Annotated in this window: 23 protein-coding genes; 2 read left to right on the top strand and 21 right to left on the bottom strand. The window is 60.8% G+C overall.

The annotated features are described in order from the left end of the window. The first annotated feature begins 38 nt into the window (after positions 1 to 38). Positions 39 to 740, top strand: a complete 702-nt coding sequence (locus EDD52_RS14825; RefSeq protein WP_132246329.1) for a glutathione binding-like protein — start codon at positions 39 to 41, stop codon at positions 738 to 740. 113 nt (positions 741 to 853) lie between these two features. On the opposite strand, the gene EDD52_RS14830 is transcribed toward EDD52_RS14825, so the two are convergent. From EDD52_RS14830 to EDD52_RS14885, 12 genes are all read right to left on the bottom strand, one after another. Further along, the gene (locus EDD52_RS14830) at positions 854 to 1,300 is read right to left on the bottom strand and encodes a YtoQ family protein (protein ID WP_132246331.1); all 447 of its coding nucleotides are present in this window, start codon (positions 1,298 to 1,300) and stop codon (positions 854 to 856) included. A 30-nt stretch (positions 1,301 to 1,330) separates the two neighbouring features. Continuing rightward, positions 1,331 to 3,724, bottom strand: coding sequence for a phenylalanine--tRNA ligase subunit beta (pheT, locus tag EDD52_RS14835; protein ID WP_132246333.1), 2,394 nt, complete (start codon positions 3,722 to 3,724; stop codon positions 1,331 to 1,333). Positions 3,725 to 3,796: 72 nt separating this feature from the next. Continuing rightward, positions 3,797 to 4,081 carry a YrhK family protein gene (locus EDD52_RS14840; protein ID WP_132246335.1) on the bottom strand — a complete coding sequence of 95 codons (285 nt, stop codon included), beginning with the start codon at positions 4,079 to 4,081 and terminating at the stop codon, positions 3,797 to 3,799. A 225-nt stretch (positions 4,082 to 4,306) separates the two neighbouring features. After that, positions 4,307 to 4,705 carry a hypothetical protein gene (locus EDD52_RS14845; RefSeq protein WP_132246337.1) on the bottom strand — a complete coding sequence of 133 codons (399 nt, stop codon included), beginning with the start codon at positions 4,703 to 4,705 and terminating at the stop codon, positions 4,307 to 4,309. 17 nt (positions 4,706 to 4,722) lie between these two features. Beyond that, complete coding sequence (pheS, locus tag EDD52_RS14850; protein ID WP_132246339.1) at positions 4,723 to 5,796, bottom strand: phenylalanine--tRNA ligase subunit alpha; 1,074 nt, start codon at positions 5,794 to 5,796, stop codon at positions 4,723 to 4,725. 145 nt (positions 5,797 to 5,941) lie between these two features. After that, positions 5,942 to 7,051 carry an alpha/beta hydrolase gene (locus EDD52_RS14855; protein ID WP_132246341.1) on the bottom strand — a complete coding sequence of 370 codons (1,110 nt, stop codon included), beginning with the start codon at positions 7,049 to 7,051 and terminating at the stop codon, positions 5,942 to 5,944. Positions 7,052 to 7,315: 264 nt separating this feature from the next. Beyond that, a complete protein-coding gene (locus EDD52_RS14860) occupies positions 7,316 to 8,332 on the bottom strand; it encodes an amino acid ABC transporter substrate-binding protein (RefSeq protein WP_132246343.1) in 1,017 nt (338 codons plus the stop codon). A 208-nt stretch (positions 8,333 to 8,540) separates the two neighbouring features. Then, positions 8,541 to 9,251: an ATP12 family chaperone protein gene (locus EDD52_RS14865; RefSeq protein WP_132246345.1), complete on the bottom strand. Its 711-nt coding sequence runs from the start codon at positions 9,249 to 9,251 to the stop codon at positions 8,541 to 8,543. Further along, complete coding sequence (locus EDD52_RS14870; RefSeq protein ID WP_132246347.1) at positions 9,248 to 9,928, bottom strand: HAD-IA family hydrolase; 681 nt, start codon at positions 9,926 to 9,928, stop codon at positions 9,248 to 9,250. Before EDD52_RS14870 ends, EDD52_RS14865 begins: the two co-directional genes overlap by 4 nt. Beyond that, positions 9,925 to 10,971, bottom strand: a complete 1,047-nt coding sequence (locus tag EDD52_RS14875; protein WP_132246349.1) for an RluA family pseudouridine synthase — start codon at positions 10,969 to 10,971, stop codon at positions 9,925 to 9,927. The genes EDD52_RS14870 and EDD52_RS14875 overlap by 4 nt, the downstream gene beginning before the upstream one ends. Further along, on the bottom strand, positions 10,968 to 11,348 hold the full coding sequence (crcB, locus tag EDD52_RS14880) for a fluoride efflux transporter CrcB (RefSeq protein WP_132246351.1): 381 nt from the start codon (positions 11,346 to 11,348) through the stop codon (positions 10,968 to 10,970). Before crcB ends, EDD52_RS14875 begins: the two co-directional genes overlap by 4 nt. Before the next feature lie 110 nt (positions 11,349 to 11,458). After that, positions 11,459 to 12,772, bottom strand: coding sequence for a replication-associated recombination protein A (locus tag EDD52_RS14885; protein ID WP_132246353.1), 1,314 nt, complete (start codon positions 12,770 to 12,772; stop codon positions 11,459 to 11,461). A 152-nt stretch (positions 12,773 to 12,924) separates the two neighbouring features. Between EDD52_RS14885 and EDD52_RS14890 the strand changes: the two genes are divergently transcribed. After that, complete coding sequence (locus EDD52_RS14890; protein WP_132246355.1) at positions 12,925 to 13,314, top strand: thiol-disulfide oxidoreductase DCC family protein; 390 nt, start codon at positions 12,925 to 12,927, stop codon at positions 13,312 to 13,314. Here EDD52_RS14890 and EDD52_RS14895 read toward each other — a convergent pair. The 9 genes from EDD52_RS14895 to secY form a co-directional block, all read right to left on the bottom strand. Next, positions 13,259 to 13,624 carry a DUF2306 domain-containing protein gene (locus EDD52_RS14895; RefSeq protein WP_132246357.1) on the bottom strand — a complete coding sequence of 122 codons (366 nt, stop codon included), beginning with the start codon at positions 13,622 to 13,624 and terminating at the stop codon, positions 13,259 to 13,261. The genes EDD52_RS14890 and EDD52_RS14895 overlap by 56 nt on opposite strands. Positions 13,625 to 13,972: 348 nt before the next feature. Further along, on the bottom strand, positions 13,973 to 14,392 hold the full coding sequence (rplQ, locus tag EDD52_RS14900; RefSeq protein WP_132246359.1) for a 50S ribosomal protein L17: 420 nt from the start codon (positions 14,390 to 14,392) through the stop codon (positions 13,973 to 13,975). Between the two features lie 144 nt (positions 14,393 to 14,536). Next, positions 14,537 to 15,256 carry a hypothetical protein gene (locus EDD52_RS14905; protein WP_132246361.1) on the bottom strand — a complete coding sequence of 240 codons (720 nt, stop codon included), beginning with the start codon at positions 15,254 to 15,256 and terminating at the stop codon, positions 14,537 to 14,539. Positions 15,257 to 15,323: 67 nt separating this feature from the next. Then, positions 15,324 to 16,340, bottom strand: a complete 1,017-nt coding sequence (locus EDD52_RS14910) for a DNA-directed RNA polymerase subunit alpha (RefSeq protein ID WP_132246363.1) — start codon at positions 16,338 to 16,340, stop codon at positions 15,324 to 15,326. A 112-nt stretch (positions 16,341 to 16,452) separates the two neighbouring features. Continuing rightward, positions 16,453 to 16,842, bottom strand: coding sequence for a 30S ribosomal protein S11 (gene rpsK, locus EDD52_RS14915; protein ID WP_132246365.1), 390 nt, complete (start codon positions 16,840 to 16,842; stop codon positions 16,453 to 16,455). A 15-nt stretch (positions 16,843 to 16,857) separates the two neighbouring features. Beyond that, on the bottom strand, positions 16,858 to 17,226 hold the full coding sequence (rpsM, locus tag EDD52_RS14920; RefSeq protein WP_132246367.1) for a 30S ribosomal protein S13: 369 nt from the start codon (positions 17,224 to 17,226) through the stop codon (positions 16,858 to 16,860). Positions 17,227 to 17,425: 199 nt separating this feature from the next. Further along, on the bottom strand, positions 17,426 to 17,758 hold the full coding sequence (locus tag EDD52_RS14925; protein ID WP_132246369.1) for a DUF6693 family protein: 333 nt from the start codon (positions 17,756 to 17,758) through the stop codon (positions 17,426 to 17,428). A 72-nt stretch (positions 17,759 to 17,830) separates the two neighbouring features. Further along, positions 17,831 to 18,475 (bottom strand): adenylate kinase, encoded by a 645-nt coding sequence (locus EDD52_RS14930; protein WP_132246371.1) that lies wholly within the window; start codon positions 18,473 to 18,475, stop codon positions 17,831 to 17,833. Further along, the gene (secY, locus tag EDD52_RS14935) at positions 18,472 to 19,836 is read right to left on the bottom strand and encodes a preprotein translocase subunit SecY (protein WP_132246373.1); all 1,365 of its coding nucleotides are present in this window, start codon (positions 19,834 to 19,836) and stop codon (positions 18,472 to 18,474) included. Before secY ends, EDD52_RS14930 begins: the two co-directional genes overlap by 4 nt. Positions 19,837 to 19,895: the final 59 nt, after the last annotated feature.

Raw genomic sequence — 19,895 nt, forward strand, 5'->3', positions numbered from 1 at the left:
TTACGTTCCGACTCGAATGAAAAAACCGAAAGAATCCTATGGCCGACCTTTCCGATTTCCCCATCACCCGGCGGTGGCCCGCTCAACACCCCGACCGCATCCAGCTTTATTCCTTCCCCACCCCCAATGGCGTGAAAGTCTCCACCGCGCTGGAGGAAATGGCCCTGCCTTACGAGGCGCATAAGGTCACGCTGGCGGATGCAGATGTCAGAAGCCCCGAATTCCTGTCTGTCAGCCCCAACAACAAGATCCCCGCGATCATTGATCCCAACGGGCCGGACGGTCAGCCGCTGCCGCTTTTCGAAAGCGGCGCGATCCTGATCTACCTTGCAGACAAGTCGGGCAAGTTTATTGGCCGAAACGGGGCAGAGCGCGCCACGATCATCCAGTGGCTGATGTGGCAGATGGGCGGGCTGGGGCCGATGTTCGGCCAGCTGGGGCATTTCTATTCCGGCCCCGGCAAATCGGTTCAGGATCCCTACCCGGTGCAACGCTTCGTCGACGAGGCCCGCCGCCTGATGGGCGTGTTTGAAAAACACATGTCGGACGGGCGCGATTGGGTCGCGGGCGACTATTCCATCGCCGACATGGCGATCGCACCCTGGCTGCGCGCGCCTGACTTTTACGGAACGACGGAGCTTCTGGCCTGGGATGACCACCCCCATCTGAAGGCCTATCTCGACCGGTTCATGGCCCGCCCGGCCGTGCAGGTGGGCCTTGTGACGCCGCCGCGCGACTGATCGTCAACCCGGTCCGGCGCCATCGGTGCCGGGCCAACGCCCTGTCACATCCGCTTTGCACCAAAAGTGGCGCCCCGATTCCACACCGGGGCGCTATTTCACAAAGGGCAGGCTCAGCCCGGCAATGTGCCCGTCAGGACATAGCGCAGGATCTGCGCCACCTGCACCGGGTCACGCGCCACGGCAAGTGCGGCTGCGTCCACCTCTTTCAGCGCGTGATCGTGATCCGGCTGCTGCAGGATGATCAGCGATTTCCCAAGTGCTGCGGCATAGCCTGCATCAAACGCCGCGTTCCACTGGCGGTATTTCTCGCCAAAGCGCACAACGACCACATCGGCCTCTTCCAGCCCCTTGCGGGTGCGGATCGCGTTGACCATCGCGCCCTTGCGGTCGTGCCAGAACTTGTCCGGCTCCGCCCCAAGGATCGCCACGCCGCAATCATCCGAGGCCGCGTGATCCGTCACCGGCGCATCGAACGAAATCGCCAGCCCCTCGCACGCCTCGACGATCTCTTCGCGCCAGCTGGTATGGATTTCTCCGGACAGGTAAACTCTCAGCATCGTCTCTTTCCCCTTTCAACGCCGCAGATATCAGCCGCGCAGGCTGCCACCCGTGGCCTTGGTCACCTTCTCGACGATCTTGGCGCTGACCGCCTCGATGTCCTTTTCCTTCAACGTCGCCTGCGTCGGTTGCAGGCGCACGGTGATGGCGAGGGATTTCTTGCCCTCCCCAAGGCTGCCGCCGATGAATTCGTCGAAAACACGCACATCCTCGATCAGCGCCTTGTCGGCCCCAGCGGCGGCATTGATCAGCGTCAGCGCATCGACCTCTGCATCAACCACGAAGGCAAAGTCACGCTCCACCGGTTGCAGATCGTTCAGCACCAGCGCCGCGCGGGTCGTCACCTGCTTGCGCGGCAGCGGAATTTCCGCAGGCCACAGGGTGAAGGCAACCGCAGGCCCTTTGACATCCAGCTCGCGCAGAACCTTGGGATGCAATTCACCGAAAATGCCCAGCACCTTCTTCGGACCCAGACAGATCTTGCCATGCCGCCCCGGATGCCACCAATCGGACGCACCGCGCAGGATCTGCACCTTCGCAGGCGCCCCCATCGCGGCCAGGACAGCCTCTGCATCGGCCTTGGCGTCGTACAGATCAACGGCGCGCGAGGCACCATGCACATCCTTGGGCCCGGTCCGCCCGACAAGCAGACCTGTGACCATCAGATGCTGTTCGCCCGGCTCGCCACCGCTGAACGCGGCACCCACCTCGAACAGGGCCATGTCGGCCTGCCCGCGCGCCTGATTGCGCGCCGCCGCCTGCAACAGCCCCGGCAGAAGATCGGGGCGCATATGGCTCATTTCCGAACTGATCGGGTTGGCCAGCATGGACCCGTCATCACCCCCCGCAAACAGCGCTGCCGCCTTTGCATTGATGAAACTGTAGGTCACGCATTCATTATACCCCAGCGCCGCGGTCGTCCGGCGCGCGGCCTGCTCGCGTTTCTGCATCGGCGACAGAACCGGCTTTGGCACGCCGGGCACGCGCGGCAGGGGCTTGCCCTGCAGCTTGGTCAGCGAGGCGATGCGGGCGACTTCCTCGACCAGATCCGCCTCGCCCATCACATCGGGGCGCCAGCTTGGCACATGCGCCATGTTGCCCTCCAGCCGGAAGCCAAGCGCGGTCAGGGTCTGGCGCTGCTCGCTCTCGGGGATCTCCATCCCGACCAGCGACTGCACCCGCGCGGGGTCCAGCTTGTAGGCGCGCGCCTGGTTGGGCATGTGGCCTGCCACGACAACCTCTGACGCCTCGCCGCCCGCATGATCCAGGATCATTCGCGTTGCATGCTCGATGCCCTCGGGCGTCCATTCCGGGTCAATCCCGCGTTCAAACCGGTACCGCGCGTCAGAGTTGATCTTCAGCGCGCGCCCCGTATAGGCGGTGCGGACCGGATCGAAATAGGCGGCCTCAAGGAACACGTTCTCCGTCTCTTCGGTGACACCGGTATGCGCGCCGCCCATGATCCCGCCAAGGCTCTCGACGCCCTCGTCATCCGAGATCACGACCATCCCCGGCTCCAGCCGGTAGGTCTTGTCATCCAGCGCCACCATCTCTTCGCCGCCCGCCGACAGATGCACCCGCAGGTTGCCCTTGACCTTGTCGGCGTCGAACACGTGCAGCGGCCGGTTGCGGTCATAGGTGAAGAAGTTGGTCACATCGACCAGAAAGCTGATCGGGCGCAGGCCGATGGCGCGCAGCTGCTGCTGCAACCAGTCGGGGCTGGGGCCGTTCTTCACGCCGCGGATCACGCGCCCGAAAAAGACAGGGCACACTTCACGCGCATCTTCGTCGATCGTGACGGTGATGGGCGAGGCAAAGCTGCCCTCCACCGCGTCGCAATCGCGCTGTTTCAGCTTGCCCAGACCGCGGGCCGCCAGATCGCGCGCAATCCCGCGCACGCCCAACGCGTCGGGCCGGTTGGGCGTGATCGCGATCTCGATCACCGGGTCGATCTTGGCCGGATCATGCGCCGCCAGCCAGTCCACGAACAGCTCGCCCACCTCGCCCGAGGGCAGCTCGATGATGCCGTCGTGATCCTCGCCCAGCTGCAATTCCCGCATCGAGGCCATCATCCCGTGGCTTTCCACCCCGCGAATATTTCCAACGCTCAGCGTGATATCGAGGCCGGGCACGTAATCGCCGGGCTTGCACAGCACAACCGTGATGCCTTCGCGAGCGTTGGGCGCGCCGCAGACGATCTGCTTGTCGCCCTCATCCGTGGCCACATTGCACACGCGCAGCCGGTCCGCATCGGGGTGCTGCTCGGCATGGGTGACCTTGGCCAGCGTAAACCCTTTCAGAGCATCGGCAGGGTTTTCGATCCCCTCCACTTCCAGCCCGAGATCGGTAAGCGCCTCGGCGATTTCATCCACCGTTGCAGTGGTGTCGAGGTGGGATTTCAGCCAGGAGAGCGTGAATTTCATGGGTCTGCCGCCGCTTGTTTGTCTTTGCCTGCACCCTTAGCCCAAAGGCGCGAGAGGGGGAAGGCCCCGGCGCTACTCGGTCTCGATCCGGTTGGCCAGCTTGTCCACCTTGCCCATGCGCCACAGCTTGATCTCGCGCGCCAGTTTCAGGCTGGGCTTGGCCAGAAAACAAAGCGACCCGATGATGAAAAGCCAGATCGCGGGCGTCTGCATGCTGTCCCACAGGAACAGGACAGATCCTACGGTGAAAAAGATCGCCGCCGCAAAATCGACCAGCGTATGCGCCAACTCATAGGCCGCATAAACACGCTGCGTATCCTCATTCCGGGTGCGACTTGAATGGCGGAACAGTTGCATAGGTCAAACCTCACTCTGCGCATACGGGTTCAGGAAATGAACGTAGCAGGAGCGCCCAGAAGTTCCGAGACCTACATTCGCGCACCGCGCCGACGGGCTTATTTCCGCGCCATTGCTATCGAAAACATCAAAATAGCAGGCTTATTGTCTCTTGTATGCAAAACTGCCCGTAACTTTTTAGTCGCGCTACTTTTCAGTTGGTTTAGAACCCTTCCGAATGGTCATTCATTCCTTATCGGCAATACCATTCAACCCTAAGTAATTTAGAATTAGTACCGTCAGTACAGCGACTACAATTGGCACAATAACCGATTGTAGCAGTCGGTCGGTCCAATGCCCGAGGTACTTCAGCACTCTCCTCAGCCACGTGTTTTCTCGGAAAAACTCTGCTGCTTCGTGCCCACTTGGCCGAATTTTGACCGAGGACGATCCGGCTGCCCGAGTAAACTTGATCCACCCACGCATGTCCATTTCCTTGAGATGAAACAAAATTTTTGGCGTTAGGCGTGGTTGACCCTCTGCTTCATCTTGAAGCTTTGGTTGGAAATTGGTTAGATCAGCATCATAAAAAGTCACTCCATGACCATCGTCTGTGTTCTCAATTTGAAAAATGAGATCACGCATGAGTTTATGGTCCAGTCTCACCGACTCAACCCCCCCCGCAGGGTCGGCACGTCAAGCGACGCAAACCCGTAATGCCGCAGCCAGCGCAGGTCGGAATCGAAAAAGGCGCGCAGGTCGGGGATGCCGTATTTCAGCATGGCGATCCGGTCGATGCCCATGCCGAAGGCAAAGCCCTGCCACTCGGCCGGATCAACGCCCGCCGCTGTCAGCACCTTGGGGTGAACCATGCCCGAGCCCAGAACCTCCAGCCAGCCGTCACCCTGCCCGATCTTCAGCTGACCGTCTTCCCACGAACACTGGATATCGACCTCGGCGGACGGTTCCGTGAACGGGAAATGCGACGCGCGGAAACGGGTCTTGATGCCCTCGATCTCGAAGAAGGCCGAAAAGAACTCTTCCAGCACCCATTTCAGGTTCGCCATCGAGATGTCCCTGTCGATCGCCAGCCCCTCGACCTGATGGAACATCGGCGTGTGCGTCTGGTCGTAATCCGCGCGGTATACCCGGCCCGGCGCGATGATCCGGCAGGGCGCGCCGTGCTTTTCCATATGCCGGATCTGCACCGGCGAGGTATGCGTGCGCAGCACATGCGGCGGGCGGTTGTCGCCCGCGTCGCGATGCATGTAGAACGTGTCCATCTCGGCCCGTGCGGGGTGGTGGCCGGGAATGTTCAGCGCGTCGAAATTATACCAATCCGTGTCGATCTGTGGACCTTCGGCCACCGAAAATCCCATCTCGGCCAAAATCGCCGTGACCTCTTCGGTTACCTGGCTGATCGGGTGGATCGTGCCCTGACGGCGGCCCCGCGCGGGCAGCGTCACGTCCAGCCATTCGCCGCGCAGACGCTCATCCAGCGCCGCATCGCCCAACGCGGCCTTCTTGGCCGCAAGGGCAGAGTTGATCTCGTCCTTCAGCGCATTCAGTGCCGGGCCCGCAACCTGGCGTTCCTCGGGCGTCATCTTGCCAAGCTCGCGCATCTTCAGCGCCACTTCGCCCTTCTTGCCCACGGCGGTTACGCGGATCTCCTCCAGCGCGTTTTCATCGCCCGCATTGGCGATCAGGTTCAGGTATTTCGATTTCAGATCGTCCATTGCGGCACCCCGGCTGTGATTGCCCATCCTGCTATCACAAGAGGCCGTGGATTCAAGACCGCGCGCGGGCAAAGACCCGCCCCCCGCTTCATTGGCGTCGCAATTGCGCAGGCCGGGGCGCGCAAACGCCCCCTGCCCCGCGCGGTCAGTTCCCGAACACCTGTATCGGAGAGGCCGCCAGAAGCTGGCCCAGGGCAGGCGAGGGCGATTTGCTGAACTGGGTATTCGCGTTTAGCCCCTGCCCGATGATCTGCACCACCTGCGGCGAGCCTGCGAATTTCGTATGGTTGCTGGAGCTTTGGTCGTGGATCTTGGACAGGTCGATCACCGTCACGCCCAGCCGTTCCAATGCCGCCGTATCCGCGGCGCCCACACGCGGCACGCCCCCCGCGATCCGCCGCGAAATCCGCAGCGCAAAATCATCCTTGGACACCAGAACATACAGCTTTTCGCGGACCGAAACCGGAAGCATGCCCACCTGCGTGCGGAAAAGATCTATGTCGATATCCGGCGCGGCCAGCACGATATGCTCCAGCTTGTCATGGCTTTTCAGACGGCCCGCCAGCTGCGCATCGACCATGCCTTCCATCGTCAGGAAGGTCCCCATCGAATGGGCGAAAATGCCGAACCCTTCGGCATTGGTGCGCGTCAGGATCTCGGTGATTTCCTTGAGCTTGGCGCGGGCCACAAGCGCGCTGTTCAGGTCATAGACATAGCGCGGCGTGCGCGCCGCAGAGGCCCAGGTGAACAGCACCGGCACGCCCTCGAATTTCGAATCCTGCACGAATTGCGCCAGCCGCAGGATGCCGTCGCTCGCACTCGTATTATAGCCGTGGACAAAGAACATGACCGACCGCTGACCGGGCGGTTTTTCCGCCAGCGCCTTGTTGAGCGCCGCGATGAAAGCGCCGTCGCTGCCATAGACGGTGGGGTCGACAATGCTGAATTCCCGGCGCGGGTCAGGCGGCAATTGCCGCGCCCGCTCGATCTTTCCGGGCACATGGCCCGGCGGGATCGTCACCTCGACAGAGGCCAGCCCCAGCTCTGGCGCGCGCTGCGCGGTGAAAAACGCGCCCGTCACCTCTGTTGCCTGGCGGGTCGTGGCGATGAACACTTTCTGCCGGTCCAGCTCCAGAGAGGCCGCCGGATATTGCGGGTTGTCCACCCCGATCAGCTCTGGCGGGCGCGCACATCCGACCATCAGCAAGATCAGAATGGCGGCAGAAAGAAGCTGCAAAGGGGAAGACCGGACCATGAGCACCTCGCTTGGCTGGTTCATGTGCAACCAAGGGGCGTTGCACTGGGTCCGATGCTATCAGCGCGTGTAAAAGCGGGCAACGCATTCGTGACCGGCACGCAGCGCCCCCATTTGGCCAGACCATGGGGGCATCTGGGCTGCTGAAGTAAGCACACAGCGGTCCTCCGGCGACCGCCATGCGCAAACCCACGCGCCAAACATGCGAAAACCGCCCCTGCGATCAGAGGCGGCTTTCAATATCGCTTATCGTGCTCCCGCGGCCTAGCGGAAGGGCGGCGAATAAAGCAGCCCGCCATCGATCCATTGCGCGTTCAGCCCGCGCGACAGACCCACCGGGGTGTTCTGGCCGATATTCTTTTCGAACAATTCGCCGTAATTGCCGCCCGCCATGATCGCCTGTTTTGCCCAGTCGGCATTCAGCCCCAGCATCTCGCCCAGCGATCCGGTGGCGCCCAGCAGGCGGTTGATCTCGGGGCTGTCGGTTCCGGCCGACAGTTCCTCGACATTGGCAGAGGTGACGCCATATTCTTCGGCCGCAATCAGCGCGTTCAGCGTCCAGCGAACGATATCGCCCCAGTGGTTGTCGCCATGGCGCACCAGCGGGCCCAACGGCTCCTTGGAGATGATCTCGGGCAGGACAACATGGTCCTTGGGGTTTTCAAACGTCGCCCGAATCGCGGCCAGCTGCGACGCGTCAGAGCTGTAGATCTCGCATTCACCCGCCAGATAGCGCGTCTGCGCGTCGGCCACCGTGTCAATCGGAACGGTGGTGTATTCCATGTTGTTCTTGCGGAAATAATCCATCACGTTTAGCTCGGTCGTGGTGCCGACCTGCACGCAAAGCGTCCTGCCATTCAGCTCTTTGGCCGAGGACACGCCCAACGCCTTGGGCACCAGAAACCCCTGCCCGTCGTAATAGTTGATGCCCGCGAAATCGAATTGCTGGTCCACATCGCGCGAAAACGTCCAGGTCGTGTTGCGCGCCAACACATCAATCTGACCAGAGGCCAGCGCCGTGAACCGGATCTTGTTCGAGGTCGGGATGAATGTCACGGCAGAAGGGTCGCCCAGAACGGCAGCCGCGACCGCGCGGCAGATGCCTACGTCAAAACCGCTCCAGTTATCATTGGCATCCGAAGCGGCAAATCCAACCATTCCTTCGGAAACGCCGCAGTTCAGCTTGCCGCGCGCCTGGACATCGTCCAGCGTCCCGGCCGCCGCGGCACCGACCGCCAGGCCGGCGACGCCAAGCGCGCCAAGCAATACGGTCCCCTTCATATTCACCCCTTCCAGTCTTTCATCTTTGCATTGCAGAAGGATGTGCCGCGCTCCCCAACGCGATCCGACCACAAGTCCCGGGAAAATTCCGGGCGTCGCGCGTGAGTTTGGGCGGATTCACGCTCCAAGGTCAAGACAACTCTCTACGAATTACCGTTTGCCCAAAGATGCGTCGCCCCAATCTGCGTATTCCCGCAAAATCAGCGGCTCAAACACGGCAGAGCCCCAAAAACACATGCGCCCGCAGAAACTCAACCCGCTTTTTCTCCGCCATTTCGACGGCTTCGTCATCTTCGCCCCATTGATCCTGCTGCCAGGTCTCGTCGATGCGCGACAGCGACCAGCCCTGGTCGGCACTCAGATGCCCCTCTGCGACGGCCAGCGCCAGCACCAAAGAGCCCGAAATCGACACGAGATCGTGAAACGCCGCGAGCTCGAATGCCGTCATCGCGCGCACCTCGGCGCCCAGGCGCTCCAGCGCGGCCGCGTCTTGCGGCGCATGCATCACGCCCACGCGCGGATGCAGCCGGGCCTCATAGCGCGCGGCGGCCCAGTCCAGCAGCGGGTCCCACCCCTCGGCCTGCCGCGCCACCAGCTCCATCGGGCTGTCGGCGCGGTAGCACAGAAGATCGCTGTCGCCATAGGCAATCAGCATCTCTGCAACCTCTGCATGCTGCACAGAGACCTTGTCGATGGCGGCATTGGCCCCGCGCGTCACCGGCATGCTCAGCGGATCGACGCGGTCGCCCTGCGCATCCCATTCCTGCGCGATGGCCTGCGCCAAGGACGCGGTGGGCACCACAAGCGGCGCCTTGGCCGGGGTCTTGACCGGGCGATCGTCCAGCACCACGGCAAAGCCGCCCTCGACCTCGCGCATCGCGGCCTCTTTCCAGAACCGTGGCAGCGACCGTCCGCTCATGTCCACCCCTCCCAGATCCGGCCAAGCGCGCCGGGCAGAGCCTCGATCGTGTCGATCACCACATCGGCCTGCAGGCGCGCCACCGGGTGATACCCCCAGCTGACACCGACAGACCCGATCCGGGCCGCCCGCGCCATATCCATGTCATAGGTGGTGTCGCCCACCATCGCCGCCTCTTCGGGCAGCGCGCCGGTCTCGTCCAGACAGGCCTGCAACATCGATGGATGCGGCTTTGAGGGATGAAAATCCGACACCTGCTCGGTCACGAAAACCCCGCGCAGCCCATGCCCGTCCAGCAGCGCATCAAGCCCGCGCCGCGATTTGCCCGTGGCCACGCCCAGCAACACGTCGTCGCGCGCCTTCAACCGGTCCAGCATCGCCCGCACACCGGGGTAAAGCGGCGATGTCACCTCGGCGCCGTCGCGCGCCCGCAGCGCCACATAGGCATCCTTGTAACAGGCCACCATGCGCGACAGCACCTCGGCATCGACCTCCGGTGCCAGCTTGCCAATGGCGTTGTCCAGCGACAGCCCGATGATGCCCAGCACATCGGCGCGCGCGGGCGCAGGCAGCCCCGCCTCGGCAAAGGCTGCGGCCATCGAGGCCACGATATCGGCCTGACTGTCGACCAGCGTGCCGTCGACATCGAAAATGATCAGTTTGGGCGCGTCAGTCATCGCAGGCTCTCGAACGGGTCCGTATCTGCCAGGTCTTCGGTCCAGCCGAACGTGTCCCAGCTTTGCTTCATATGCGGCGGCAGGGGGGCTGTGACAATGATCTCCTTGCCCGTCACGGGATGCTGAAAGCTCAGCGACCGCGCATGCAGGTGCAGCTTTTTAGAGATCACGCCGCCCAGCTGCGCGCCCCAGCCATCGCCAAGGTTGTCCTGCCCGGACCCGCCATATTTGCCGTCACCAATGATCGGATGCCCGATCTCGGCCATATGCGCGCGCAGCTGATGCGTCCGGCCCGTGATGGGCTCCATCGCCACCCAGGACGCACGCCCCGCCACCCGGTAAAGCGTCGCATACAGCGTATGGGCGCGCTGTGCGCCGGGCGTGGCGTTGATCTCTTGCGGATGCACGCAGATCATCTTTTCGCCCTCGCCCCGCGCGCCATGCCCGCGCGCCTTCACAAGGCCAAAACGGATCTCGCCCAGATAGGGTGTCGGCACGCCCGCAACCAGCGCCCAGTAGATCTTGTGCGTCAGCCTGTGGCGGATCGCCTCTGTCAGCGCCTTGGCCATGGGCCGGGTGCGCGCCAGAAGCAGAACACCGGATGTGTCCTTGTCCAGCCGGTGCACCAGACGCGGCTTTTCGTCAAAGCCAAAGGTCAGCGCCGCCGACAGCGCATCAACATGCCGCGTGCCCTGCCCGCTGCCACCCTGCGTCGGCAGGCCCGGCGGTTTGTTGATCGCGATGATATGGTCGTCGCGGTACAGAACCGTGCCCTGGATCATCTCCTCATCCGCGGGCGTGATCTGGGTGCGCACCGGCGCGGGCTTGTGATCCTCTGCCGGAATCGGCGGAATGCGGACCTCCTGGCCCTCCAGCAGCCGGGTGTTGGCCTTCACCCGCCCGCCATCGACGCGCAGCTCTCCCTTGCGGCACATCTTTTCGATGCGCCCCTGCTGGACATGCGGGAACATGCGCCGCAACCAGCGATCCAGCCGCTGATCGGCGTCATCCGCCCCGATGGTGACAATCTGAACCTGGCTCATGCGAATACCCCACGCGTTGCAACCATCCCCAGCATAAGCCCGCCAATCGAAAGACCCACCGACAACAGCACGTAAAGCGTCGCCAGCCCGAATGCGCCCCGTTCGATCAGCGTCACGGTCTCCAGCGAAAAGGATGAAAAAGTGGTGAAGCCGCCCAGCATGCCGGTCATCACGAATGGCGCCCAATGGGTCAGCCCCTTGTTGGCCGCAAAGACGACGAACGCCCCCATGATGAAAGAGCCCAGAACATTGACGGTGATCACGCCCAGCGGGAATCCCATCTGCCCAAAGACCCGCAGAATGCCGACCCCGGTCAGATAGCGCGCGCTGGCGCCGATGGCCCCGCCAAGGGCGACTTGAAGGATTGTGAAAAACATGCCGGACCTGTCGCGCCTGTGGCCTCTCTTGTCAAGCGGACAAGGGGTTTCGCGGGGTCCGGGGGCATTCGTACATATTCAGCGTACAAAAAGCACAAAAGGCCCCAAACTCAGGTCGCGTTACGGCGTGCGCGCAGCTTTGCGAAATACTCGGTGCGCTTTTTCAGTTCCCGCTCGAACCCGCGTTCAACGGGCGCATAGAATTCGGTCCGGCCCATGGTTTCAGGAAAGTAATCCTGCCCGGAAAACGCGTCTTCCTGATCGTGGTCATAGGCGTATCCGTCCCCATAACCCTCTGATTTCATAAGCTTTGTTGGCGCGTTCAGAATATGCTTCGGGGGAGGTTCGCTGCCCGTTCTGGCCGCCGCCCGCCGCGCCGCCTTATAGGCGTTGTAAACCGCGTTGGATTTGGGCGCGAGCGCGATATAGACCAAGGCCTGGGCGATCGCCAGCTCCCCCTCCGGGCTGCCAAGGCGTTCAAAAGTCTCCCACGATTCCAGACACATAGCCTGCGCCTGCGGGTCTGCCAGACCAATATCCTCCACCGCCATCCGGGTGATCCGCCGCGCCAGATACCGGGGATCTTCCCCCCCTTCCAGCATCCGCGCATACCAGTAAAGCGCCGCATCCGGGTCCGATCCCCGAACGGATTTGTGCAGCGCGGAAATCAGGTTGTAATGCGCGTCACCGGATTTGTCATACTGCGCCGCGCGCCGCATCAGACGTTCGCTCAACCCTTTGGTATCAAGCGGTTTTTCAATCTTCCACGCCATCACCTGCTCGACCAGGTTCAGCAGGGCGCGCCCGTCCCCGTCGGCCATTTCCAGCAGCTGCTCGCGCGCCTCGCCCGTCAGCGGCAAGGCCTTGCTCAGCTCTTTCTCGGCCCGTTGCGCCAGACGTTCCAGATCCGCAAGGGAAAGGCGTTGCAGAACAAGCACTTGGCTGCGGGACATCAAGGCGGCATTCAGCTCGAACGAAGGGTTCTCCGTCGTCGCCCCAACCAGAAGGATCGTCCCATCCTCCATATGCGGCAGAAACCCGTCCTGCTGCGCCTTGTTGAACCGGTGGATCTCGTCCACGAAAAGCAGCGTCCCCTGCCCGTTTGCCCGCCGGTGCTTTGCTGCCTCGAACACCTTCTTCAGATCCGCAACACCCGAGAAAATAGCGCTTATCTGGACAAAGTGCAGATCCGTCTCGCCCGCCAGAAGCCGCGCGATGGTGGTCTTGCCCACGCCCGGCGGCCCCCAGAATATCAGCGAGGACAGCGTCCCGGAGTCGAGCATGACCCCCAAAGGCGCCTCCGGCCCCAGCACATGCTCCTGACCGATCACCTCGGCAAGCGTCTGCGGCCGCAACCTGTCGGCCAAGGGGCGCGGCCCGCTCGGCACCGCGTGTTCCAAAGAACTGTCGAACAGATCCGCCATGCAACCCTTTCCAGTTTCCCGGGCCTGAGGTGACACAGCATATGTCTGCGCGGGACGCCCGATGCAAGCCTTGAGGCACCCTCGCTGCGACGCTTCGCCCCTACCCGCCCCGCAGGGCGCGGCCTAAATATAAGGGAAAGGAGGCGCCCCAGATGACCCAAGCCCCAAAGACCCGCGCGCTCTATAATGGCGATTGCCCAGTGTGCAATTCGGAAATGTGTGCCTATGCCGCCTATTCCGAAGAGACCGCGCTGCCGATCGCCTTTGACGATCTCAACAAGATTGATCTGTCGCATTGGGGTGTGACCGAAGAGGCCGCCACGCGGCTGCTGCATGTCATTCATGATGGCAAACTCTACAAAGGGTTTGACGCGTTTCTGGTGCTCTGGTCGCAGATGCCGCGCTACAGAATTCTGGCAAAGATCGCACGGTTACCCGGGCTGTTTCAGCTTCTCGACTGGGGGTACGAACATGTCGTTGCCCGGATCATTTACGAACGCCACATGCGCCGGAAAGCCAAAGGCTTGGTCGGCGCAGAATAACCTCGGCCACCGCCACATTGACGCCGACGCCAAGCGCTGACGCAATAACGAAACTGTCCAGAAATGGTGTGCTCCACAGCCATGCGGCCAGATCGATAAAAATCCGCGCGGTGGATACCGACAGAGCAAGGGCATAGGCGCGGATGATGGCAGCCCGATGCGCGGCCAGGCGCCGCGCACGGATCGCGCGCCACGCATGCGCCATGAAGCCCAACATGCCTCCCACAATTACGAAGGTGACGACTTGGGTGAGTAGTCCTCCAACTGCCGGGAAGACCACCACCATCCACAGAACACCTATCCCGGACAAGAATGAAAGCCCGGCCCAGCCAACGATGGAGGCGGCGATTGCGTCGCAAAGCTGGCCAGAACTGCAAGGGCGCGATGGCAAAGAACAATAGGCCAGGCACCAGATGCAGCGCCGTCAGCAAGGGATGATCCGCGTAGCGTTGATCCACCCACGGCAAGGCGTCAGCCCCACTGTTCAGCCAGACAAAATGCAGGCGCGCCACCGTACCTGAAATGGCTGGCCAGCTGAAAATGTAGAGGGTCAGAATGATCAGGACGTCGCGAATGCCAGAAGGCATGCCATGCCACAACGGAAAAAGGCCTCGCAGTTTCCTGCGAGACCTTTTGCTTTCGGCTTGAGAAAAGCGCTTTACTCGTCTGCTGCTTCCGCGGCTTCCAGGCGGGCCTTGTCGGCTGCACCCTTCGCATCGACATCGCGGTCGACAAATTCGATGATCGCCATCGGCGCCATGTCACCGTAACGGAAACCGGCTTTCATGATGCGGATATAGCCACCCTTGCGGTCAGCAAAGCGCGGGCCAAGCACTTCAAAAAGCTTGGCAACGTACTTGTCCTGCTTGAGCTGCGATGCAGCCAGACGGCGGGCGTGCAGATCGCCACGTTTGCCAAGCGTGATCAGCTTCTCAACGATCGGGCGCAGTTCCTTGGCCTTGGGCAGGGTGGTCTTGATCTGCTCATGTTCGATGAGCGAGCCGGCCATGTTCGCCCACAGCGCCTTGCGGTGCTCATGGGTACGGTTCAGGCGGCGGTAACCTCTTGCGTGACGCATATTTCTAACTCCTAATTGCCCTCTACGGGCGGCTTTGCTTTGTCCGGTCCCCGATGCGTGTCAGGGACTCACCTTGGGGCGAGAATTCGCCCTGAACCGCTTCATTACACGCGTTGAAAACCAGGGTAAACCCTGCTTCCCAATCTAGTCATCTAGGCGCAGCAAGTCGCCGTAGACTCGCTTTTCCAAGTCAGCCCAGATCGGATTCTCCGCGTACATTAAATCGATCTCTTCTTGACAGAACCAAAAGTTAAGATCGCGAATATAGTCGATCCGACCGCGATTTACTTGGCTCTTTGCCAAGGGCACACGCGCAGCATCGACACCGATCAAGGCTGATAAATCATCGATCAAGTTTTCGGAGCGAATCCAGTCCGTGACCTCGGACGCGAACTTTCCTATCGTCGCATCAGCCTTCACGGGCCGCCCCAGCTTCTGACCTTTCACAGGCCTGTTTCGGTATTTCCCTCGAACCAGCATGCCACGCGTCACCACTCCGCCCGCATCAGAGCGTTGAACTTCGAAATGAACGCGCGACAAGATCCACGATGGAAGCCGACGAATGTTCCCGAACACACGCCGTGACCCCGCATCGAAAGAGGAATCCAATTCCCGACGTTGGGCGATTGATTGATGCCAGATCACTGGATTGTGGCGGCCGACTCCCCGTTCGGAGGTGGCGGCGTCACGCGAGGCAAAGGCCATGCGTGGCTTTTTGACCTGGGGCGGCGTACGTCCCGGAGGGTTGATTTCGTCGAATTTAAATGTCGGATCTTTGGAATATAGCTGTCGGAGCACTTTTTCCGTCGCTGAACCCGCGCATTTTGGCACATGCAACCAGATCCAGTCATTGCCAACAATCATACTGGGGGACCTCCAACAAAAATGGGGTGCCCGATAAAAATCGGACACCCACAATCCATTAGCTAGCTTAAAAAGTATCTTCCAGCTTTTTAGCCAGGTCTTCGATATTGTCCGGCGGCCAGTCCTCGACATCCATGCCAAGGTGCAGACCCATGCCCGACAGCACTTCCTTGATCTCGTTCAGGGACTTGCGGCCGAAGTTCGGTGTGCGCAGCATCTCTGCTTCGGTTTTCTGGATCAGATCGCCGATATACACGATATTGTCGTTCTTCAGGCAGTTTGCCGAACGCACGGACAGTTCCAGCTCGTCGACCTTCTTCAGAAGCAGCGGGTTGAATTCCAGCCCGTCATCTTCGTCCTGGCGGCCAGCCGATTCCGGCTCGTCGAAGTTCACGAAGATCGACAGCTGATCCTGAACGATGCGCGCAGCAAAGGCCACGGCATCATCCGGCGGGATCGAGCCATCGGTTTCAATCTTCAACGTCAGCTTGTCATAGTCCAGCACCTGGCCCTCACGGGTGGGCTGCACGTCATAGCTGACCTTCTTGACCGGCGAATAGATCGCATCGATCGGGATCAGGCCGATAGGCGCATCCTCGGGCTTGTTCTTGTCCGCTGCGACATAGCCTTTGCCCGTATTCACGGTCAGTTCCATGAACAGGTCCGCGCCATCGTCGAGGTGACAGATCACGTGTTCCTTGTTCAGAACCTCGATGCCCGCGCTGTCAGAGATATCCCCGGCAGTGACGACACCTGGACCCTTGGCGTTGATCGACAGGCGCTTGGGCCCTTCGACTTCCATGCGCAGGGAAACGCCCTTGAGGTTCAGAACGATGTCGGTAACATCCTCGCGCACACCGGCGACGGACGAAAATTCATGCAGGACATTGTCGATCTGCACGGAAGTGATCGCGGCGCCCTGAAGCGACGACATCAAAACACGGCGCAGAGCGTTGCCCAGCGTCAGACCAAATCCGCGTTCAAGCGGTTCGGCCACGACTGTTGCCTGGCGCATCGGGTCATTGCCCGGTTTTACGTCCAGTTGTGTGGGCTTGATCAGCTCAGCCCAGTTCTTGTGGATCATGCGTCCCTCCATTCCTGTCTGCCTTCCATGTCCTAAAAGGCAAACGCCCGAGGTTTCAAACGACGATACGGGGCCCTGCACCTGGCAAGGCCCCGACAATGAGTAATATCGATCAGACGCGGCGGCGCTTCGGAGGACGGCAGCCGTTATGCGCCATCGGGGTCACATCACGGATCGAAGTGATGTTGAAGCCAACCGCGGCGAGCGCGCGAAGTGCGGATTCACGACCGCCACCGGGGCCCTGAACTTCGACTTCCAGCGTCTTCACACCGTGTTCCTGCGCCTTCTTGCCTGCGTCTTCGGCAGCCATCTGAGCGGCATAAGGCGTCGATTTACGCGAGCCTTTGAAGCCACAAGTGCCGGCCGAGGACCATGCAATGGCGTTACCCTGAACGTCAGAGATCAGGATCTTGGTGTTGTTGAAGGAAGAGTTCACATGCGCAACGCCAGTGGCGATGTTCTTGGAGACCTTCTTCTTCGTGCGACGGGTATCACGTGCCATATCTGCTGATCTCCCTTACTTCTTCTTGCCGGCAATGGCCTTTGCGGGGCCTTTGCGCGTGCGTGCGTTGGTATGGGTCCGCTGACCGCGAACGGGGAGATTGCGGCGATGACGCAGGCCACGGTAGCAACCAAGGTCCATCAGGCGCTTGATGTTCATCTGCGTCTCGCGGCGCAGGTCACCTTCGACGGAGTAGTTGGCGTCGATATGCTCGCGCACAGCCAGTACTTCGGCGTCAGACAGCTCGTTGACACGGCGTGTCGCGTCGATGTTGACGGCTTCGCAGATGGCCTTGGCCGAGGAATGACCGATTCCGGTGATATATGTCAGGGCGATAGGGACCCGTTTATGGGTCGGGATGTTAACGCCGGCTATACGTGCCACGTGTCACTTTCCTTTTCGTTGCGGTTCCGTAGCTCCAGAACCTTTTTTCACAACGGAAGCCCGGACGACGATTGTCCGGGCCACAGCTGAATTCGATATGGTGTATCCCACAGGGGGAATCGCGCGATGAACGCGAGATAGCGCTGTCTATTGGCGCACCGAAGCGCCGTCAACCCCTGTCAAGAGCTTTGTTGTTAACCTACAGTTGCTTTAGCTCGACAGCGTTCAAGAGACGTTTGATGACCGCTGGCCAATAGATCAGATATGCGAGCCCAAACGTCACGATCGTAAGCAACAGCCAAACAAGAGCATGGCCCAGAATGTCCACAAAGGCCACCTCAACCGACACCCGTGCAATCTTGTATCCCTCGCGATCCAACACATAGGTGCGGTTCATAGGAGCCTTGAGAAAATAGTATGGCAAAACGAAGAGTGCCAACCCAAAGGTTACGATACTAAGTATCAACCAAATGATCAGCTGCCCAATGGCTTCGCCAACTGTAAATTCACATAAAAACCGATTTCCAAGCATTCACGTACTCCAATATGCCGAGCGCCAAGGCGCACATGCATAGGGAAATACATTTGTGAAGCTAAGAAGACCTTAACCTGCCAGCGCTTCGTCAATCGCTGCCTTGACCTCGGAAATCTCGCCCAAACCATTGACCTTTGTCAGCTGGCCCTTGGCATAGTAATAGCCGATCAGCGGGGATGTCTTCTTGTAGTATTCCATCAGGCGCTGCTTGAGGCTGTCCTCATTGTCGTCAGCGCGGCGCTTCTGGTTGGTACCACCGCAATTGGCGCATTTGCCATCTGCGGGCCAAGGCTTCGTCTGGTCGTTGTAGACCTCGCCGCAGTCGCCGCAAGTCGAACGGGCGGTGATACGTGCGACCAGCGCGGCATCATCCACTTCCATCTCGATAACGGCATCCAGCGTCTCGCCTGCGCTTTGCAGCAATTCGCCCAACGCATCGGCCTGGGCCAGCGTCCGGGGAAAGCCATCAAAGATGAACCCGCCCGCCTTGTCGCCGTCCAGCTTCTCACGGATCAGGCCGATGACGATTTCATCGGTCACAAGATCGCCGCGCGCCATGACGTCGGCCACGATCTTGCCCATTTCGGTTCCACTATCCTTGGCCTCGCGCAGCATGTCGCCAGTCGACAGCTGGATCATGTTACGCTCGTCGACGAGCATCCGCGCCTGAGTGCCTTTGCCCGCCCCGGGCGGTCCAAGAAGAATGATGTTCATCGACGCGCGGGCCCCCGTTTGTTTCGCTTCTTACTTCCTTTACCGCGCAACTGCGATTTCTGAATAAGACCTTCGTATTGGTGCGCCAGAAGATGGCTTTGCACCTGCTGGATCGTGTCCATCGTGACCGAGACCACAATCAGAACCGATGTACCGCCGAAGTAGAACGGGATGGCGAACTGGCCGCGCAGGATCTCGGGCAGAAGGCAGACCGCAGCAAGGTAGGCAGAGCCAAGAACCAGCACGCGGTTGACGACATATTCAAGATATTCGGCAGTTTTCTTGCCCGGACGAATTCCAGGGACAAAACCGTTCTGGTTCTTCAGGTTGTCCGCCACTTCATCGGGCTTGAACGACACGTTGAACGTATAGAAATACGCGAAGAACACGATCATCGAGGCGAAGAACAGCAGGTAGAGCGGCTGGCCGGGGCCGAAATAGGCCAGGATCGTCGACATGACCGGCCCGGCATCAGAGCCAGAGAATGTTGCGATCGTGGTGGGCAACAGCAGCAGCGAAGAGGCGAAAATCGCCGGGATAACGCCCGCTGGGTTGACCTTGACCGGCAGGTGGCTGGACTGGCCTTCCATGACCTTCATACCGACCTGACGGCGCGGGTACTGGATATGGATCTTGCGCAAGGCACGTTCCATGAAGACCACGAACATGATCACTGCGATGACCATCAGGATAACGCCGATGATGACGGCCGGGCTGATCGCGCCGGAGCGACCGGAGGCAAAGAACTGAGCCAGAGCGGCCGGAACTTCTGCAATGATGCCCACGAAGATGATCAGAGAGATACCGTTGCCGATGCCGCGTGCGGTGATCTGCTCACCCAGCCACATCAGGAACATGGTGCCCCCAACCAGCGTGATGACGCAGGAGGCACGGAAGAAGAGGCCCGGATCGGTCACAAGATCGCCTGCTTCCAGCGAGGCTGCCAGACCGTAGGCCTGGAAGGTCGCCAGAATCACCGTGCCGTAGCGCGTGTACTGGTTGATCTTCTTGCGGCCCTGCTCACCCTCTTTCTTGATCTGTTCCAGCGCCGGAACCATCGAAGAGAGCAGCTGAATGATGATCGAGGCCGAGATATACGGCATGATCCCCAGCGCGAAGATGCCCATGCGGCCCAGGGCGCCGCCGGTGAACATCGTGAGGATCCCCCCGATACCCTGCTGCGCCTGCTCCATGAATTCACGAAGCGCCAGCCCGTCAATGCCCGGAACGGGGATATAGGTGCCAAGGCGATAGACGATCAGTAGGCCAAGCGTGAACAGGATGCGATTGCGCAGGTCTGTCGCCTTGCCCAACGCCGCCCAGCTTGTATTCGCGGCCATTTGTTCTGCTGCAGATACCATGAGGGTCTCTCTATAGTGAAAACGCCGCCCGGGCCGTTTTCCGGCTCATGGGCGGCGTT

Source organism: Primorskyibacter sedentarius (assembly GCF_004342065.1).
In the GTDB taxonomy this organism is placed as follows: Bacteria; Pseudomonadota; Alphaproteobacteria; order Rhodobacterales; family Rhodobacteraceae; genus Primorskyibacter; species Primorskyibacter sedentarius.

Bases quoted from the DNA above. Each gene is read 5' to 3' on its own strand.
- rplQ (WP_132246359.1), bottom strand. From the start codon at position 14,392: ATGCGTCACGCAAGAGGTTACCGCCGCCTGAACCGTACCCATGAGCAC.
- EDD52_RS14855 (WP_132246341.1), bottom strand. From the start codon at position 7,051: ATGGTCCGGTCTTCCCCTTTGCAGCTTCTTTCTGCCGCCATTCTGATC.
- EDD52_RS14825 (WP_132246329.1), top strand. From the start codon at position 39: ATGGCCGACCTTTCCGATTTCCCCATCACCCGGCGGTGGCCCGCTCAA.
- EDD52_RS14910 (WP_132246363.1), bottom strand. From the start codon at position 16,340: ATGATCCACAAGAACTGGGCTGAGCTGATCAAGCCCACACAACTGGAC.
- EDD52_RS14840 (WP_132246335.1), bottom strand. From the start codon at position 4,081: ATGCAACTGTTCCGCCATTCAAGTCGCACCCGGAATGAGGATACGCAG.
- EDD52_RS14905 (WP_132246361.1), bottom strand. From the start codon at position 15,256: ATGATTGTTGGCAATGACTGGATCTGGTTGCATGTGCCAAAATGCGCG.
- secY (WP_132246373.1), bottom strand. From the start codon at position 19,836: ATGGTATCTGCAGCAGAACAAATGGCCGCGAATACAAGCTGGGCGGCG.
- pheS (WP_132246339.1), bottom strand. From the start codon at position 5,796: ATGGACGATCTGAAATCGAAATACCTGAACCTGATCGCCAATGCGGGC.
- EDD52_RS14890 (WP_132246355.1), top strand. From the start codon at position 12,925: ATGACCCAAGCCCCAAAGACCCGCGCGCTCTATAATGGCGATTGCCCA.
- EDD52_RS14845 (WP_132246337.1), bottom strand. From the start codon at position 4,705: ATGCGTGATCTCATTTTTCAAATTGAGAACACAGACGATGGTCATGGA.
- rpsK (WP_132246365.1), bottom strand. From the start codon at position 16,842: ATGGCACGTGATACCCGTCGCACGAAGAAGAAGGTCTCCAAGAACATC.
- EDD52_RS14865 (WP_132246345.1), bottom strand. From the start codon at position 9,251: ATGAGCGGACGGTCGCTGCCACGGTTCTGGAAAGAGGCCGCGATGCGC.
- EDD52_RS14925 (WP_132246369.1), bottom strand. From the start codon at position 17,758: ATGCTTGGAAATCGGTTTTTATGTGAATTTACAGTTGGCGAAGCCATT.
- EDD52_RS14830 (WP_132246331.1), bottom strand. From the start codon at position 1,300: ATGCTGAGAGTTTACCTGTCCGGAGAAATCCATACCAGCTGGCGCGAA.
- crcB (WP_132246351.1), bottom strand. From the start codon at position 11,348: ATGTTTTTCACAATCCTTCAAGTCGCCCTTGGCGGGGCCATCGGCGCC.
- EDD52_RS14875 (WP_132246349.1), bottom strand. From the start codon at position 10,971: ATGAGCCAGGTTCAGATTGTCACCATCGGGGCGGATGACGCCGATCAG.
- EDD52_RS14860 (WP_132246343.1), bottom strand. From the start codon at position 8,332: ATGAAGGGGACCGTATTGCTTGGCGCGCTTGGCGTCGCCGGCCTGGCG.
- EDD52_RS14930 (WP_132246371.1), bottom strand. From the start codon at position 18,475: ATGAACATCATTCTTCTTGGACCGCCCGGGGCGGGCAAAGGCACTCAG.
- EDD52_RS14870 (WP_132246347.1), bottom strand. From the start codon at position 9,928: ATGACTGACGCGCCCAAACTGATCATTTTCGATGTCGACGGCACGCTG.
- pheT (WP_132246333.1), bottom strand. From the start codon at position 3,724: ATGAAATTCACGCTCTCCTGGCTGAAATCCCACCTCGACACCACTGCA.
- EDD52_RS14885 (WP_132246353.1), bottom strand. From the start codon at position 12,772: ATGGCGGATCTGTTCGACAGTTCTTTGGAACACGCGGTGCCGAGCGGG.